This is a genomic window from Pectobacterium fontis, assembly GCF_000803215.1.
In the GTDB taxonomy this organism is placed as follows: Bacteria; Pseudomonadota; Gammaproteobacteria; order Enterobacterales; family Enterobacteriaceae; genus Pectobacterium; species Pectobacterium fontis.
In genome coordinates, this window is the sequence record NZ_JSXC01000024.1 from 41,326 (window position 1) to 58,566 (window position 17,241).

Consider the following 17,241-nt stretch of genomic DNA (forward strand, 5'->3'; position numbering starts at 1 on the left):
TCTTTAAATTTGTTATCCAAATTCAAAGGATTATGTTTTTGGTTAAACTTTTTTTTAAAAAACTCTAAAAATTATATCATCTTGCCTGACCACAATCAGCCCTTGCGCGATCAAAATGAAGAAATTATGTGAATAAAATGTAATTTATCAAAAAAATATCGTCTAACTGGCTGATTTTTATTAGCAGGATGAAACGCGTTAACCAGGAAGCGGCTCACCCTGATTGTCCAGATTCCACGGAATAAATTCGGGTACGGAATAGCCAACTAGCTGTAAAAAGGTGTTCACCAGCACAGGCGAGGTGTCATCCAGCGTAACACCTGGCACCAGATCGCTGATTTGCGTCATCTCCATACCGGCGTAACCACAGGGGTTGATGCGCAGAAAAGGGGAGAGATCCATCGCGATATTGAGCGCCAGCCCGTGGAACGAGCAGCCTTTGCGAATACGCAGGCCCAGCGAACAGATTTTACGCTCGCCCACATAGACGCCGGGCGCATCAGGGCGCGCATGGGCTTCGATCTGGAAGTGTGCCAGCGTGCCAATTACGGTATTTTCTATCGCGGTGACGAGTTGACGAACCCCGAGCTTGCGGCGCTTGAGGTCAATCAACACATACATTACCTGTTGACCGGGGCCATGGTAGGTCACTTGACCGCCTCTGTCGCTCTGAATCACGGGAATATCGCCGGGCATGAGAACATGTTCGGCTTTGCCCGCCTGACCTTGTGTAAATACGCGAGGGTGCTGAACCAGCCAGAGTTCGTCTGGGGTATTCTCATCACGTCGGTCGGTGAAATGATGCATCGCCAGAGAGACGGGCTCATACGGCTGTACGTCAAATTGGCGTACGATGATCTTATCCTGTAGCAAGTGTGTCATCTTCAGGTTAAGGAAAGGTAGGGCGATTATAACGGCGGGAAGCCTCAGCGAACAGTACTATGCACAAGTATGCCATGCAAACCTACGGCAACATAAAGCCTATGCAACGTAAAATCATACCGCATTGGCTGATTTTCCCGCGCTATTCTTACAAAACCATGCGTACGATGTCGATGTTGCCCAGTTCTTCGTACAGCGTTTCCACCTGCTCAATGTGGGTCGCCGTGATGGTGATAGAAACCGAGTGATAATTCCCTTTGCTGCTGGGTTTGATCTGCGGGGTATAGTCGCCGGGCGCATGACGCTGGACCACTTCAACGACCAGATCGACTAACTCCGGTTTTGCCTCACCCATGACCTTGTAAGTAAAAACGCATGGGAATTCAAGCAGTTCGTTTAATTTGGTTTTCATGTGCGCTCCAGAGAGAGTAATAGGTCAGCATTAGCCATTATACTAAAAAATAGAACTCCCGCGTGGTGCGGGAGTTCTGGATGATATCTATATGGGGACGTTTTAGCCCCAGACAAGAGGGATTAGCCGAACCAGTGGTGGAACATCAGCTTGATGTAGTCGATCATACGGCCAAAAATCCCGCCTTCTTTCACTTCGTTCATGACCACCAGCGGGCGCTGGTCGATGGTTTTGCCGTCCAACTGGAAGTTGATAGACCCCACCACCTGATTTTTGGCTAACGGTGCATGCAGTTCCGTGTTGTCCAGCACATAGCTGGCTTTCAGATCTTTCATACGGCCGCGGGGAATCGTCAGGTAGGCATCTTTCTCTACGCCCAATGCAACGCGGTCATTGTCGCCAAACCAGACGGGCTCGGAAGCGAATTCTTTACCGGCTTTCAGTGGCGCGACGGTTTCAAAGAAACGGAAGCCCCAGGTCAACAGCTTTTTACTTTCTGATTCGCGTCCTTTGGCATTACGACCGCCGAGTACCGCCGAAATCAGGCGCATCTGACCTTCTGTTGCCGAGGCCACCAAATTAAAGCCAGCGGATGACGTATGGCCTGTTTTGATACCGTCAACATTCAGGCTGGAATCCCACAGCAAACCGTTACGGTTAGGCTGGCGGATATTGTTGAAGGTGAACTCTTTCTCTTTGTAGGTCGCGTATTCTTCTGGCACATCGCGGATTAGCGCCTGACCGATCAAGGCCATATCGCGCGCTGAACTGAACTGGCCGGGGGCATCCAGACCGTGCACAGTTTCAAAATTGGTATTTTTCAACCCCAGCGCTTTCACGTAGCCGTTCATCAGGTTGACGAAAGCATCCTGACTCCCCGCAACGTAATCGGCCATCGCGACGCAGGCATCATTACCGGATTGCAGAATGATGCCGCGATTGAGTTGGGAGACAGGCACACGGTCGCCCGGTTTCAGGAACATCAGGGAAGATCCCTGGAAGGTCGGATTGCCCGTTGCCCAGGCATCTTTACCGACGGTAACGATGTCGTTCGGGGTGATTTTTCCTGATTTAATTGCCTGACCAATAACGTAGCTGGTCATCATTTTCGTTAAGCTGGCCGGATCGCGGCGCGTGTCGGCATTCATTTCCGCCAACACTTTCCCAGAGTTGTAATCAATCAGGATATAGGATTCAGCATCGATTTGCGGAACGCCAGGGATCATCGTTTTGAGATTGATATCTTCGGCATAGGCAAAGGAAGTGGCACTAATGGCGAGTAGGACGCCAAGCGCAGTACGCTTAGTAAAACGAGACGTGTTTACAGTATTCATGATTGGAACAACAACATCCGTGGGTATGAGTTAAAAAACGAGCCACACTATAGCAGATGGTAAATAGGCAGGCATTAGACATTACGTTACGTGATTTTGCGAAAGGGCGGTATGTTCAATACCATAGCCGCCGTTTTCGCGTGGTAAGCCTGCTGGTTATCCGCGACTAGAGTGTGCCGGGCGCGGCGGTAATAAACGATTGCTGCTGAGCTTCGACTGATAAACGTTGTTGAAGTTCAGCGGCTTGCTGACGATTCTGGAATGGCCCCAGTTGGATGCGATACAGCCCGCCGCTCGCCGTGACTTTACCGGTCACGCGAAAACGTTCACTCAGGCTACGCTGCCAGGTTTGCGCACGTTGCTGATCGCTCAGCGCACCGACCTGAACCACATAGCGACCTGTGGCGGAGGGTACTGCGGCGGTGGGGGCGGCGACAGGCGCGACGCTCATGGGCGTCGCGGCGGATGATGCGGTTGCCGCGGGTGTCTCGCTGGATTCAATCACGCCAGTACGCAGTGCTGAAGGCGCGCCCAGAAAACCACCGCTATGAGACGGTGCGCTGCTTGGCTGTGCGTTTTCCATCGGTGTGCTCAGGCTACTATTGCTGATGGGACGAACGGCACTGTCAGACGCCGGTGAGGTTGTTTCCATCATTGGCGTACCCATACCGCTGGCACCGAAGCTCGGACGTTCTGGTAAGGAAAAGCTTTGCTTGGCAACGGTCGTGCCCACGGTTCCGGGGCCGGAGAGCGTGCCGTCTGGTGCTACGTTGATGAAATCCACTTTCACTTTGGTATTGTTCGAGATGTTCAGCCGATCGCCTGCGGCTTTCGACAGGTCGATAATTCTGCCCGGCGTATACGGCCCGCGGTCGTTCACTCGCACCACCAGACGGCGTCCGTTGCTCAGGTTGGTGACGCGAACATAGCTGGGCAGCGGTAGTGTCGGGTGAGCCGCGGTGATCGCGTTAGGATCAAACGTTTCACCGATTGACGTGCGGTTACCGCTGGCTTCTTCGCCATACCATGTGGCTAAGCCTGTCTCACTAAAGTTTTGTGGGTTTTTGACAATTTGATAGTTCTTGCCTTTGATGCTGTAGTCTTGCAGCGTCCCCTGATTGTAGGGTTCGTAACGCGGCTCCGCGCCACCGATCTCTTCAACGGGGCCGTTATATACCTGAGTAACCGGTGGTGCTGGTTGCCGCTGTTCCGTTGTGGTACAGGCCGCAAGCGCCAGAGTTGCTACGCCGACCCAAAGCCAATCCTTACGCATCGCTCACCTCGTGTTATAAATTCTTGGATAGCAGTTTGCGGTGAGTATGTATCGACATGACGATACCGAACCCCGCCATTAAGACGACCAACGCCGATCCACCGTAGCTGACTAGCGGTAGCGGCACGCCAACGACGGGTAGTATACCGCTCACCATCCCGATATTGACGAAAACATAGAAAAACAGAATCAGCATCAATCCGCCGATCATTACCCGACCAAATGAGGTTTGCGCATTCGCGGCAATGACCAGACCGCGCATAATCATGAACAAATACATCGCAAGCAGGATCAATACGCCGATTAGCCCAAGTTCTTCTGACAGCACGGCAAAAATAAAGTCGGTGTGGCGCTCTGGCAGAAACTCTAACTGAGATTGTGTGCCATGGAGCCAGCCTTTTCCTGACAGACCACCCGAGCCTATCGCAATTTTCGACTGAATAATATGATATCCCGCTCCAAGCGGATCGCTTTCTGGATCGAGCAGCATCATGACCCTGGCACGCTGATAGTCATGCATCAGGAAAAACCAGAGTATAGGAATAAAAGCAGCGAGGAGGAGCACCGCGACGCCAATCAGGCGCCAACTCATGCCTGCCAGAAAAAGCACAAATAGCCCGGATAATGCGATCAGGATTGAGGTGCCTAAATCCGGCTGCGCGGCAACCAGCAGAGTAGGGACAAAAATCAGGATCAACGCGATCGCCGTATTTTTTAGCGATGGTGGGCACATATCACGATTGATAAAACGGGCGACCATGAGCGGTACGGCGATCTTGGCAATTTCTGATGGCTGGAAGCGAACAAAACCTAAATCCAGCCAGCGCTGCGCGCCTTTACTGATTTGCCCGAAAATATCCACGATGAGCAGCAAAATCACGCAAAAGACGTAGAGGTAGGGAGCCCAGCCTTCATAGACGCGTGGCGGAATTTGCGCCATTACGATCATCACCGTAAACCCCAGTACGATCTGAACGACTTTCCGCTCCATCATACCGACGTCTTGCCCGCTGGCGCTCCATAAGACAAATAGGCTGTAGCCCAGCAGTGCCAGAATGCAGAGAAGAAACGGGAGATCGATATGGATTTTCGCCCAGAACGATCCTTTTTGTTGGCTATCGGTCATGACGCTCTGTTACTCACTCTCACTACCCGGTGGTGCCGGAGGCGCACTGGGTAAATCAGTATTATTATCACCCAGCAGGATATGATCGAGAATCTGGCGGGTGATGGTGCCAACGGTCGGGCCTGCCCCGCCATTTTCCAAAATAATCGACATCGCTACCTTAGGCTCCTTATACGGGGCAAATGCAACCATTAGTTTATGGTCACGCAGATGTTCTGCGATTTTGTGTGCATTATAGGTTTCGTTTTCTTTCAGGCCAAAAACCTGGGCCGTACCGGATTTTGCTGCAATTTTATAAGGTGCATCATCGAAACTTTTGTGGGCAGTACCGTTAGCGCGATTAGCCACGCCATACATACCGTCCTTCGCCACTTCCCAATAGCCAGAGTGGATGTTGCCAATTTGCTGATTCTCGGTCTGTCGGAAAGGCACCATGATGCCATTTTCTCGCGAGCTATAGAGCAGGTGAGGGGTTTTGACCTGACCGTCGTTGATGAGCGTGACCAGTGCTTTATTCATCTGGATAGGCGTTGCCGTCCAGTAGCCTTGGCCAATCCCGACCGGAATGGTATCCCCTTGATACCACGGCTTTTTGAATCGCGCTAATTTCCACTCGCGGGTTGGCATATTGCCTCTGCTTTCTTCTGAAATATCGATACCGGTTCTCTCGCCGTAGCCAAACTTGGTCATCCATTCGGACAGACGGTCGATACCCATGTCATAAGCGACCTGATAGAAGAACGTATCCGCAGACTCTTCCAGCGATTTGGTGAGATTAAGGCGGCCATGTCCCCATTTTTTCCAGTCACGGAAGCGTTTTTCGGAACCGGGCAATTGCCACCAGCCGGGGTCGAACAGGCTAGTATTCGTCGTGATAACGCCTGCGGTTAGGGCAGAAACCGCGATATAAGGTTTGACGGTAGAGGCCGGGGGATAAATCCCCTGTGTTGCCCGATTGATCAACGGACGATTGGGGTCGTTTTGTAATTTTGTATAATTTTTGCTGGAAATACCGTCGACAAACAGATTGGGGTCGTAGCTGGGCGTGGAAACCATCGCCAGAATACCGCCGTCGCGTGGATTAGTGACGATCACGGCGGCGCGGCTGCCTTCCAGCAGTTTTTCTATGTAGATTTGCAGGCTAAGATCCAGCGTCAGATAAATATCTCGCCCAGCTTGCGGTGGCTGTTCGTGGAGTTGGCGGATCACGCGACCACGGTTATTCACTTCAACTTCTTCGTAACCGGGCTTGCCGTGGAGCAGATCTTCATAATGGCGTTCAATACCCAGTTTACCGATGTCACGCGTGGCGGCGTAATTGGCAATTTTTTCTTCTTTGGTTAGCCGTTCGACGTCTTTATCGGTGATTTTAGAAACATAGCCGATAACGTGCGTCAGAGCAGAACCATAAGGATAATAGCGGCGTTGATAGCCTTTCACTTCGACGCCGGGAAAACGGTATTGATTAACGGCAAAACGGGCAACCTGAATCTCATCGAGCCCGGTTTTTACCGGAATAGACGTAAAACGGCGCGAACGCTTGCGCTCTTTTTCAAAGTTTTCCAGATCGCTGTCGGTCAGATCGACGACGGGACGCAGCGCTTCCAGCGTATCTTTAAGGTTGTCGACTTTGTCCGGCACCAGTTCCAACTGATAGATGGTGCGGTTTAGCGCCAGCGGAATGCCGTTACGGTCATAGATAATGCCGCGGCTGGGGGCGATAGGAACCAGCTTAATGCGGTTCTCGTTGGAACGCGTGCGATAGTCATCAACACGCAAAATTTGCAGATGATAAAGATTCGCGACTAATACACCGGAAAGCAGCAAAATGCCGATAAATGCCACCAACGCGCGGCGCACGAACAGGGCTGACTCGGCCGTATAATCACGAAAGGGTTTACGTTCTACTTTCATCCAGCACTATTTCACATATTTCATCGTATCGCCTTACTCCCGATGGTAAGGGTGATTAGTCGTAATGCTCCATGCACGATACAGACTTTCCGCCACCAGTACACGAACCAGCGGGTGTGGCAACGTTAATGGCGAGAGCGACCAGCTTTGCTCCGCTGCGGCTTTGCATTCCGGCGAAAGCCCCTCAGGCCCACCAATCAGTAAACTGACATCGCGCCCATCTTGTTTCCAGCGCTCCAGTTGTTGCGCCAGTTGCGGTGTTTCCCAGCGCGTACCTGGAATATCCAGTGTCACAATGCGGTTGCCTTTGCCTACCGCAGCCAGCATTTGTTCGCCTTCGCGCTCTAGAATGCGTTTGATATCTGCATTTTTACCCCGCTTCCCCGCCGGAATTTCGAGTAATTCGAAAGGCATGTCTTTCGGGAAGCGTCGCAGATAATCAGTGAAACCAGTCTGCACCCAGTCGGGCATTTTGGTGCCAACGGCGACCAGTTGCAGTTTCATACTAGCTCCACAGTTTTTCCAACTCGTACAACTGGCGGCTTTCTTCTTGCATGACATGAACCATCACATCACCCAAATCAACAACCACCCAATCTGCGGCGCTTTCGCCTTCAACACCAAGTGGGATCAGACCCGCAGCGCGTGAAGATTGTACGACGTGATCGGCAATAGACGCGACATGGCGCGTAGAGGTGCCCGTACAGATCACCATGTAATCCGTGATACTGGATTTACCCTGAACGTTGAGTGCAACGATATCCTGGGCTTTTAAGTCATCGACTTTATCAATAACGAAATCTTGGAGTGCTTGACCTTGCAAAGGTTCCCCCTCAATGGCGTTCTGTCAGCAATTGACGGACGCGTGTAGCGCTGAATGGTATAGGAAAAAGGTAAATCACCGAGTAATTGCCGAGAATTTCCGCTTTTCTCAGTGATTGAAACCAGCCGCGGAGTATATCACGCACTTTTGCCGAGTGGTACAAAGCCCGGGGCTGATGGACGGGAAAACCTGCGCTATTGATACAGGCTGTGCTCGTTGATGTAGCTGAGCACGGTGGGAGGTAATAAATCGTGACAGTCCAGACCTTGCTGACGTCGCTGACGAATTTCCGTTGCGGAAATCGTGACCAGTGGTGTATCTGCCAAAAAAATCCGACCGTGCGGCTGCTGGTGAAGATCATTCGGCGTGTGCGTCAGATGATCGTTCAGCCATTGCTGTCGTTCGGGGGTTTCCAGCGTCGAACGATAACCGGGACGCGCGCACACCAGCAGATGACAGACGCTGAGCAGATCCTGCCAGCGGTGCCAATGGTGTAGCGTCAGCAGCGAGTCTTGCCCGATGATAAAGCCTAATGGCGCATCAGCGCCTTTTTCAGCCCGCAGGGCTTCCAGCGTATCTATGGTGTAGGATGGCGTTTGCCGTTGTAGCTCACGATCGTCCACGCTAAATAGCGGATTGCCTTCAACGGCCAGTTCAGCCATATGGCAGCGCTGTCGGGAACTGGCTTCGGGCTGTTGTCGATGTGGTGGAACATTATTGGGCATCAGAACGACCTGCGTCAGCCCCACACGTTTTGCCAGTGCCGTTACTGGCCGCAGGTGGCCGTAATGAATCGGGTCGAACGTGCCGCCAAAAAATGCGGTCAACGATGATGTAGCGGGGGAGCTATTCAGATGAATGCCTCCGGTAAGGCTTTGCCGCACAGCAACATGGCAAGGGATTCAAGTTCAGCCCAAACGGGCTGACCGTAGTCTTGTTTTAGCGTTATTTCCACCTGCGTCAGCAATCGTACGGCCTGCTGTAGCTGTTGCAGAGAAAGCCGCTGTAGTGCCTGAGTCAGCAGCTCACGCCGGTTTTGCCACACTTTATGCTGGTCGAATAGCGTACGCAGCGGTGTGTCTGACATGCGCCGTTTCAGCGTCAACAGTTGCAGCAGTTCACGCTGTAGCGTGCGCAGCAAAATGACGGGTTCACAGTCTTCCTGTTGTAACTGCTGCAAAATGTGCCAGGCGCGTTTGCCTTTGCCTGCCAGCAGCGCATCAAGCCAATGGAATGGAGTGAAATGCGCGGCATCATTGACGGCGCTTTCCACGCGCGGCAGCGTCAGCTTGCCATCGGGATAGAGCAGCGACAGCCGCTCTAAGGCCTGTGACAGCGCGAGAAGGTTGCCTTCATAGCAATAACAAATGAGCTGTGTAGCCTGTTCATCCAGCGTCAGCTTCATGGCTTTGGCGCGCTGGGTAACCCAGCGGGGAAGCTGTGCCTGTTCCGGCGTCAGGCAATTGATATAGACGCTGTTTTGTGCCAATGCCTTGAACCAGGCGCTGTTCTCCTGCGCTTTGGTTAGCTTATGACCGCGCAGAATCAGCAAAATATCGGGATGTAATAATCCAGAAAGCTTGACCAGATTTTCACTCATCGCGGCATTCGGGCCGTTTTCCGGCATAACCAGCAAGAGTGACTGACGGGAGGCAAACAGGCTGAGTGCCTGACAGGTGCTAAAAACTGCATCCCAATCGGTATGCGGATCCAGCATGAAGCTGAAATGTTCGCTGAAGTCGTGCTGTTGAGCGACCTGTTTGATGCTATCGAGACTTTCCTGTAGCAGGAGCGGGTCTGAACCAAAGACCAAATAACAACCGCGCAGCCCCTCATGGAGCTGCGCGGTGAGTTGTTCAGGATAAAGACGAATCATGAACGCTTGGCGGAAGCGGTTGAATCGGTAGAGTGCAACCGATTTTCGGCTTCCTGACTGCCGTTGATGGTGAGTAATTTACGCACCAACTGCTGGGCAGCCTGCTCACGCATTTCCTGACGGACGATATCCTGTTCGGCATCTTTTGCCAGTGCAGCCAGCGGGTTATCAAAGAACGTGCGGAACACCGTCACGTTGAGCGGATAAATGTCGTCACCTGGCATCAGCACCTGCGCCTGCAACGTCAGCACCATCTGGTATTCCGCTGTTTTACCGTCCTGAAAAATAGAGACGGTATTGCGTGTTTCGCTCGAACCTAATACCCGCAAAGACGGGATATCCTGACGCGTCGCATCATCAACGATTTTCACATCGCTCAGGCGAAGCTGCTCGCGTACCGCACGAGTGAGCGGGCCATAAGGGTCACTGCTGTCTAGCACCAGTGTTTGTAACTGCGCTGGCACTTGTGTGGTGCCACGCAGGTGAAAACCGCAGCCAGCGGTGATTAACACCGCTAGCCCCAGCAACAACGTAAATAGACGATGCCGCACAGTTCCTCCTTGCCTTAACCCACAACCAGGTTAAGCAGTTTGCCAGGGACATAAATCACTTTACGAACTGTGACGCCGTCCAGATATTTCGCGACCAGTGGTTCCTGAGCGGCGCGTTCGCGAACCTGTTCTTCACTCGCATCCGCGGCCACAGTAATTTTACCACGTACTTTACCGTTAACCTGAACGACGACCAGTTTGGAATCTTCTACCATCGCATTCTCATCGGCAACTGGCCAAGGCGCAGTATCGATATCGCCTTCACCTTGCAGCGCTTGCCACAAAGTAAAGCAGACGTGCGGCGTGAAGGGATAGAGCATACGCACAACGGCCAGTAGCGTTTCCTGCGTCAGCGCACGATCCTGCTCGCTGTCCTGTGCGGCTTTCGCCAACTTGTTCATCAGTTCCATGATGGCAGCGATCGCGGTGTTGAAGGTCTGGCGACGGCCAATATCATCGGTCACTTTAGCGATAGTTTTGTGCAGATCGCGGCGCAGTGATTTCTGGTCTTCCGTCAGCGTGGCGACATTCAGCGCTGCGACGGCACCTTTCTCGGTGTGTTCAAAGACTTGTTTCCAGACGCGCTTCAGGAAGCGGTTTGCACCTTCTACGCCGGATTCCTGCCATTCCAACGTCATTTCCGCCGGAGAAGCAAACATCATGAACAAGCGAACGGTATCTGCACCGTATTTCTCTACCATGACCTGCGGGTCGATGCCGTTGTTTTTAGACTTCGACATTTTACTCATGCCCGCATAGACCACGTCACGGCCTTCGTTATCTACGGCTTTGACGATGCGTCCTTTTTCATCACGATCAACGGTAACGTCGATGGGAGAAACCCAGATACGCTCGCCGTTATTACCCAGATAATAGAAGGCATCGGCCAGCACCATACCCTGACACAGCAGGCGTTTGGCGGGTTCATCAGATGTCACCAAGCCAGCATCGCGCATCAGTTTGTGGAAGAAGCGGAAGTACATCAGGTGCATGATGGCGTGTTCGATACCACCAACGTATTGGTCAACGGGCAGCCAGTAGTTGGCAGCAGCCGGATCCAGCATCCCCTGATCGTACTGCGGGCAGGTGTAACGCGCGTAGTACCAGGACGATTCCATAAAGGTGTCGAACGTGTCGGTTTCACGCAGCGCAGGCTGACCGTTAACGGTAGTTTTCGCCCATTCCGGGTTAGATTTCAATGGGCTGGTGATACCATCCATTACAACATCTTCCGGTAGGATCACCGGCAGTTGATCTTCCGGTGTAGGAATGACCGTTCCGTCTTCCAGTGTCACCATTGGAATTGGCGCGCCCCAGTAGCGCTGACGGGAAACGCCCCAGTCACGCAGGCGGTAGTTGACCTTACGTTCGCCAATACCTTTTTCTACCAACTTATCGGCAATCGCATTGAAGGCGGCATCGAAATCCAGGCCATCAAATTCGCCAGAATTGAACAGTTGACCTTTCTCTGTCATCGCTTCTGTGGATAGGTCAGGCTCGCTGCCATCAGTATTCAAAATAACTGGTTTGATGGACAGACCGTATTTAGTGGCGAATTCCCAATCGCGCTGGTCGTGGCCTGGAACGGCCATCACTGCGCCCGTACCGTATTCCATCAGGACGAAGTTAGCGACCCAGATAGCGACTTTCTCACCGTTCAGAGGATGAATCGCATACAGACCGGTCGCGATGCCTTTTTTCTCCATCGTCGCCATATCAGCTTCAGCGACTTTGGTATTACGGCATTCGGCAATAAAATCGGCCAGTGCCGGGTTAGTGGCGGCAGCTTGTGCGGCGAGAGGGTGGCCTGCGGCAACGGCCACGTAGGTCACGCCCATAAACGTATCCGGGCGCGTAGTATAGACGGTCAGTTTCTCTGCGCTGTCCACCACGTCAAAGGTGATCTCTACGCCTTCAGAACGACCAATCCAGTTACGCTGCATGGTTTTGACCTGTTCAGGCCAGCTTTCCAGCGTATCCAGATCGTTCAGCAATTGGTCTGCATAAGCGGTGATTTTGATAAACCATTGCGGAATCTCTTTGCGTTCAACTTTGGTGTCGCAGCGCCAGCAGCAGCCATCAATAACCTGTTCGTTCGCCAGCACCGTCTGGTCGTTCGGGCACCAGTTAACGGCAGAGGTTTTTTTATACACCAGACCTTTTTCATACAGTTTGGTGAAGAACCACTGTTCCCAACGATAGTAGTCTGGTTTACAGGTTGCGACTTCGCGATCCCAGTCATAGCCAAAGCCCAGCAGTTTGAGCTGGTTTTTCATGTAATCAATGTTGGCGTATGTCCAGGGGGCGGGAGCGGTGTTGTTTTTGACCGCAGCACCTTCAGCAGGCAGGCCAAACGCATCCCACCCTATTGGTTGCAGAACGTTTTTACCCAGCATGCGCTGATAACGAGAGATCACGTCGCCGATGGTGTAGTTACGGACGTGGCCCATATGTAGTCGGCCAGAAGGGTAAGGCAGCATGGAGAGGCAATAGTATTTTTCCTTGCCAGGCTGTTCGGTAACTTTAAATGTCTGCTTCTCTTGCCAGTGAAGCTGGACATCCGCTTCTATCTCTTCTGGGCGGTATTGCTCTTGCATGGCTGCCAGGGGTCCTGTTTAGTGGAGAATCGCTACGTGAGTAGCCTGTTCTGATTCATAACAAAAGATCCGCATAGCATAGCGATAAGCGGCGCGGTCAACAACACCCTATACCCGGCTGGGGAATATTTCTAATTGCTAAACGATAGACTGCGAGCTGCTGCGCAAATTAGCGACAATCCACCAGAAAAATGGAAAAAATAATCTAAAATAGAGGGAGATAGACAATGTAGCGATTTGTAGCATGCCGTACCAGACGGCGAATCGTCGTTCTTTATCACCTTTCACCCCGCCTATTCAGGAGGAAGCATGAATAAACTAGCCCACTATTACCGCGATTTAATGGCTTCAGTGACGGCTCGGCTAAACAACGGTGAACGCGATCTCGATAGTCTGGTGCAGAGCGCCCGTAAAACGTTGCAGGACGGCACGGAGCTGACGCAGAAAGAAATCGATCAGGTTATTCAGGCTGTTCAGCGCGATCTTGAAGAGTTTGCTCGTAGCTATAATGAAAGTCAGGATGCATTCACCGACAGCGTTTTTATGCGCGTCATTAAGGAAAGCCTGTGGCAGGAACTGGCGGATATCACGGATAAAACGCAGTTGGAGTGGCGTGAGATTTTTAAAGATGTGAATCATCACGGGGTGTATCACAGCGGTGAGGTGGTGGGGTTAGGCAATCTGGTGTGTGAGAACTGTCATCACCATATTGCTTTCTACACGCCGGAGGTATTACCTCATTGCCCCAAATGCTCGCATGACCTATTCCATCGCCAGCCATTTCAGCCGTAGGCTACCTAAATAGAAACGGTGTTGTGGAAACCCATTACCACCGCTCGACGCGCTTTGTCAGTCCAAAGCGTGCCTTGCGGCACGCTTTATCTGAGCATTAATGCAGGATTTTCGCCAGGAAGTCTTTCGCGCGTTCGGACTGTGGATTATTGAAGAAATCATCCTTACGGGTGTCTTCAACAATTTTTCCCTCATCCATAAAGATCACGCGGTGTGCCACTTTACGGGCAAAGCCCATCTCATGGGTGACAACCATCATGGTCATACCTTCCTGTGCCAATTCAACCATGACGTCCAGCACTTCGTTGATCATTTCTGGATCGAGTGCGGATGTCGGTTCGTCAAATAGCATGGCGATAGGATCCATACACAACGCGCGGGCGATGGCGACACGCTGTTGCTGACCGCCGGAAAGTTGCCCCGGAAATTTGTTGGCATGTGCCGCTAGCCCAACACGTTCCAGCAACTTCTGTGCTTTCACTTTGGCGTCTTCACGCTTACGTTTTAGCACTTTTACCTGCGCGAGCGTCAGGTTTTCGATAATCGACAGATGCGGGAACAGTTCAAAGTGCTGGAAGACCATCCCGACTTTGGAACGTAACTGAGCCAGATTGGTTTTTTTATCGTTAACGACAATACCGTTGACGGTAATTTCACCTTTTTGGATCGGCTCCAGACCGTTTACGGTTTTGATCAGGGTTGATTTACCGGAACCAGAAGGCCCGCAGACGACCACGACTTCACCTTTTTTGACTTCTGTAGAGCAGTCGGTGAGTACCTGAAATTGGCCGTACCATTTAGAAATATTTTTCAGGGAAATCATCAAACCGTCCTTTTTTTCAGGTAACTGACCAGCATTGAGGCTGTAATGCTGAAGATAAAATAAATGAATCCGGCAAACAGAATCATTTCAACTTGTGTTCCGTCACGCTCGCCAATGGTTGAGGCGGTACGGAAGAAATCAGCGAGGCTGAGCACGTAAACCAGTGAGGTATCCTGGAACAGAACAATCCCTTGCGTCAGCAGCAATGGCACCATCGCGCGGAATGCCTGCGGCAGAATAACCAGTTTCATGGATTGCCAGTGGGTCATACCTAGTGCTAACGCGGCGGAGGATTGGCCGCGCGATATACTGAGGATACCTGCACGAATAATTTCAGAATAATAGGCTGCCTCGAACAGCGAGAAGGCTACCATAGCTGAAATCAGTCGAATATCGGTTTTCGGCGATAGCCCAAGCACATTTTGTAATAAGCTAGGAACCACCAGATAGAACCATAGCAGTACCATGACGAGAGGAACGGAACGGAACAGGTTCACATACAGTTTGGCGAACCAACTAATAGGCTTTATCGGAGACAGGCGCATTACCGCCAGAACCGTACCCCAAACAATGCCAAATACCACTGCCGTCAGCGTAATTTTAAGTGTAACGACCATCCCCTGAATCAGGTACGGCATGCTTGGCCCAATTGAGCTCCAGTCAAATTCATACATGATTTATTTGCTCCCCATATTGCCCGGCAAACGGGTTTTCCGCTCAACGACCTGCATAATCAACATAATGATGGCATTGATACCAACGTACGCCAGTGTGATGGCAGTAAAGGATTCATACGCATGAGCAGAATAATCCAGCAGTTTGCCTGCCTGTGCCGCCATATCAACCAGACCAATAGTAGAAGCGATAGCCGAGTTTTTGACGAGGTTCAGCATCTCTGATGTTAACGGCGGAACAATCACGCGATACGCATTAGGCAGTAGCACGTAGCGATAGGTTTGCGGTAGCGTCAGGCCCATCGCTAGCCCGGCAGCTTTCTGTCCACGAGGTAACGATTGAATTCCGGCGCGCACCTGCTCACAAACGCGTGCTGCGGTGAAAAGCCCCAGACAAATCATGGATGACAAAAAGAACTGAATGTTCGGATCTAGCTCGGCTTTAAACCACATACCGATGTTGACGGGAAGCAGTTCGGGAACCACGAGATACCAGGCAAAGAACTGGACAATCAGTGGAACATTGCGAAATAGTTCGACGTAACAAGTACCAATACTCGCAATAAAGCGGTTCGGGACGGTACGCAGGATTCCAAATAAAGAACCAATGAGAAAGGCGATAATCCAGGCGCAGATAGATAATGTGACGGTGACTTGCAGACCGGACAGAATCCACCCGAGGTAGGTTGTGTTGCCGAAGGGGGCTGCTTGTAGAAATATGCCCCAGTTCCAATCTATTGACATAACGAACTCCGGTAAAAAAAGGGTAGCGAAGCTACCCTGAAGATTGATGAGCGGCCATATTCCCGTTCTGTTTCAAACTACAGGTATATTGTTTGTTTTCCTGTTTATCGAAATTTCTCGGGGCAACATGTGATGGGGAACGACCATCACATGCCTGTCTGTCCTGCCACGAATCAGCAATCAGAGGGCAGATGGCTCTGCCCTTATTCTCATTATTAATTAGTTTAGCGCTTTGTCATTTGGCGCTTTGAACAACGCTTTCATTTCATCTGACAGTGCAAAATTCAGGTTGAGATCTTTTGGCGGGATCGGCTGTTTGAACCAGCGATCGAACCATTTTTCCGCTTCACCGGAGGTTTGTACTTCGGCGATGGTGTCATCAACCAGTTTCTTGAATTGCGGATCGTCCTTACGCAGCATACAGCCATAGGCTTCTTCAGACTGCGCTTTGCCGACGATATCCCATTGATCGGCGTTTTTCGCTTTCGCACGTTCGCCAGCCAGCAGAGCATCATCCATCATAAAGGCGACAGCACGGCCGCTTTCCAACGTACGGAAGGAGTCACCATGGTCTTTCGCACTGATGATGCGCATTTTCATCTGTTTTTCTTCGTTCAGCTTGTTGAGCAGAACTTCAGAGGTGGTGCCGGAAGTGACTACGACAGTTTTATCCGCCAGATCGGGGAAATCTTTCACACCGGAATCTTTTTTCGTCAGCAACCGCGTACCGACCACGAAAATGGTGTTAGAGAACGCGGCTTGCTTCTGACGTTCCAGATTGTTGGTCGTTGAGCCACATTCAAAATCGAATGTACCGTTCTGTAACAGAGGGATACGATTTTGAGAGGTGATAGGGAGTAGCTTGACTTGCAGGTTAGGCGCATCCAGCTTTTTCTTAACCGCTTCGACAATTTTGTCAGAATAGGCTTGAGAGTAGCCGACTACTTTTTGCGTGTTGTCGTAGTAAGAAAAAGGCACAGACGATTCACGGTGACCGATGACGATCACGCCATTATCTTTGACCTTTTTCAATGTACCGGCCAGATCTTCTGCCTGAGCTACGCTGGCGGCGGTGCCAAGCAGAAGCAGTGATAATGCCAGTTTACGCATTTGCATGTTCTAACTCCTTTGCTGTCGTTGCAGTGCAATAGTTATAGCGCTGTCATTAATAACCGTATGGTTAATGTGCCCGTTATCTTCACGTTAAACAGCGTAGCGCTGCATCACTTATAACGCTTGACTACTTTTCAGTGATAACGCTGCACCGTTAAAGCGCGAAGTTACTGTCTATACAGTTAAAAAGTAGCTGATTGTAAATGGATTGAGGTGGAAATGTTTATTTTTTGCGATATCCGCCGCACCAAATAGCAGCAATTTCATGTCTATGCACTAAATTAGTGCATTACTTGCCCTGATAAAG

17 protein-coding genes are annotated in these 17,241 nt (G+C 51.2%); 1 reads left to right on the forward strand and 16 read right to left on the reverse strand.

Annotated features, from left to right (window positions below; genetic code table 11):
• Window positions 1-198 precede the first annotated feature (198 nt).
• The 12 genes from lipB to leuS form a co-directional block, all read right to left on the reverse strand.
• Entirely contained in the window at window positions 199-882 is a 684-nt protein-coding gene (gene lipB / locus OI69_RS07685) for a lipoyl(octanoyl) transferase LipB (protein ID WP_200886911.1), read from the reverse strand.
• A 148-nt stretch (window positions 883-1,030) separates the two neighbouring features.
• Window positions 1,031-1,294, reverse strand: coding sequence for a DUF493 family protein YbeD (gene ybeD / locus OI69_RS07690; RefSeq protein ID WP_005976281.1), 264 nt, complete (start codon window positions 1,292-1,294; stop codon window positions 1,031-1,033).
• A 122-nt stretch (window positions 1,295-1,416) separates the two neighbouring features.
• Complete coding sequence (dacA, locus tag OI69_RS07695; RefSeq protein ID WP_039348321.1) at window positions 1,417-2,628, reverse strand: D-alanyl-D-alanine carboxypeptidase DacA; 1,212 nt, start codon at window positions 2,626-2,628, stop codon at window positions 1,417-1,419.
• A gap of 166 nt (window positions 2,629-2,794) precedes the next feature.
• Complete coding sequence (rlpA, locus tag OI69_RS07700; protein ID WP_039348324.1) at window positions 2,795-3,901, reverse strand: endolytic peptidoglycan transglycosylase RlpA; 1,107 nt, start codon at window positions 3,899-3,901, stop codon at window positions 2,795-2,797.
• A 13-nt stretch (window positions 3,902-3,914) separates the two neighbouring features.
• Entirely contained in the window at window positions 3,915-5,027 is a 1,113-nt protein-coding gene (gene mrdB, locus OI69_RS07705; protein ID WP_039348328.1) for a peptidoglycan glycosyltransferase MrdB, read from the reverse strand.
• 9 nt (window positions 5,028-5,036) lie between these two features.
• Window positions 5,037-6,941 carry a peptidoglycan DD-transpeptidase MrdA gene (gene mrdA, locus OI69_RS07710; protein ID WP_039348333.1) on the reverse strand — a complete coding sequence of 635 codons (1,905 nt, stop codon included), beginning with the start codon at window positions 6,939-6,941 and terminating at the stop codon, window positions 5,037-5,039.
• 33 nt (window positions 6,942-6,974) lie between these two features.
• Window positions 6,975-7,445: a 23S rRNA (pseudouridine(1915)-N(3))-methyltransferase RlmH gene (gene rlmH, locus OI69_RS07715; protein ID WP_005976291.1), complete on the reverse strand. Its 471-nt coding sequence runs from the start codon at window positions 7,443-7,445 to the stop codon at window positions 6,975-6,977.
• 1 nt (window position 7,446) lies between these two features.
• Window positions 7,447-7,764 (reverse strand): ribosome silencing factor, encoded by a 318-nt coding sequence (rsfS, locus tag OI69_RS07720; protein ID WP_039348335.1) that lies wholly within the window; start codon window positions 7,762-7,764, stop codon window positions 7,447-7,449.
• Window positions 7,765-7,958: 194 nt separating this feature from the next.
• Window positions 7,959-8,648: a nicotinate-nucleotide adenylyltransferase gene (nadD, locus tag OI69_RS07725; protein ID WP_052198334.1), complete on the reverse strand. Its 690-nt coding sequence runs from the start codon at window positions 8,646-8,648 to the stop codon at window positions 7,959-7,961.
• Window positions 8,615-9,640, reverse strand: coding sequence for a DNA polymerase III subunit delta (gene holA, locus OI69_RS07730; protein WP_039348338.1), 1,026 nt, complete (start codon window positions 9,638-9,640; stop codon window positions 8,615-8,617). Before holA ends, nadD begins: the two co-directional genes overlap by 34 nt.
• The gene (lptE, locus tag OI69_RS07735; protein ID WP_039348341.1) at window positions 9,637-10,191 is read right to left on the reverse strand and encodes an LPS assembly lipoprotein LptE; all 555 of its coding nucleotides are present in this window, start codon (window positions 10,189-10,191) and stop codon (window positions 9,637-9,639) included. Before lptE ends, holA begins: the two co-directional genes overlap by 4 nt.
• Before the next feature lie 14 nt (window positions 10,192-10,205).
• Window positions 10,206-12,788 carry a leucine--tRNA ligase gene (gene leuS / locus OI69_RS07740; protein WP_039348344.1) on the reverse strand — a complete coding sequence of 861 codons (2,583 nt, stop codon included), beginning with the start codon at window positions 12,786-12,788 and terminating at the stop codon, window positions 10,206-10,208.
• A 309-nt stretch (window positions 12,789-13,097) separates the two neighbouring features.
• On the opposite strand from leuS, the gene OI69_RS07745 reads away from it, so the two are divergent.
• Entirely contained in the window at window positions 13,098-13,580 is a 483-nt protein-coding gene (locus tag OI69_RS07745; protein ID WP_039348346.1) for a zinc ribbon-containing protein, read from the forward strand.
• A 97-nt stretch (window positions 13,581-13,677) separates the two neighbouring features.
• On the opposite strand, the gene OI69_RS07750 is transcribed toward OI69_RS07745, so the two are convergent.
• From OI69_RS07750 to OI69_RS07765, 4 genes are all read right to left on the reverse strand, one after another.
• Complete coding sequence (locus OI69_RS07750) at window positions 13,678-14,403, reverse strand: amino acid ABC transporter ATP-binding protein (RefSeq protein WP_039348350.1); 726 nt, start codon at window positions 14,401-14,403, stop codon at window positions 13,678-13,680.
• The gene (gene gltK, locus OI69_RS07755) at window positions 14,403-15,077 is read right to left on the reverse strand and encodes a glutamate/aspartate ABC transporter permease GltK (protein WP_039348352.1); all 675 of its coding nucleotides are present in this window, start codon (window positions 15,075-15,077) and stop codon (window positions 14,403-14,405) included. The genes OI69_RS07750 and gltK overlap by 1 nt, the downstream gene beginning before the upstream one ends.
• A gap of 3 nt (window positions 15,078-15,080) precedes the next feature.
• Window positions 15,081-15,821 carry an amino acid ABC transporter permease gene (locus OI69_RS07760; protein ID WP_039348356.1) on the reverse strand — a complete coding sequence of 247 codons (741 nt, stop codon included), beginning with the start codon at window positions 15,819-15,821 and terminating at the stop codon, window positions 15,081-15,083.
• Window positions 15,822-16,040: 219 nt separating this feature from the next.
• Window positions 16,041-16,937, reverse strand: coding sequence for an amino acid ABC transporter substrate-binding protein (locus OI69_RS07765; protein WP_039348359.1), 897 nt, complete (start codon window positions 16,935-16,937; stop codon window positions 16,041-16,043).
• Between the last annotated feature and the right edge of the window lie 304 nt (window positions 16,938-17,241).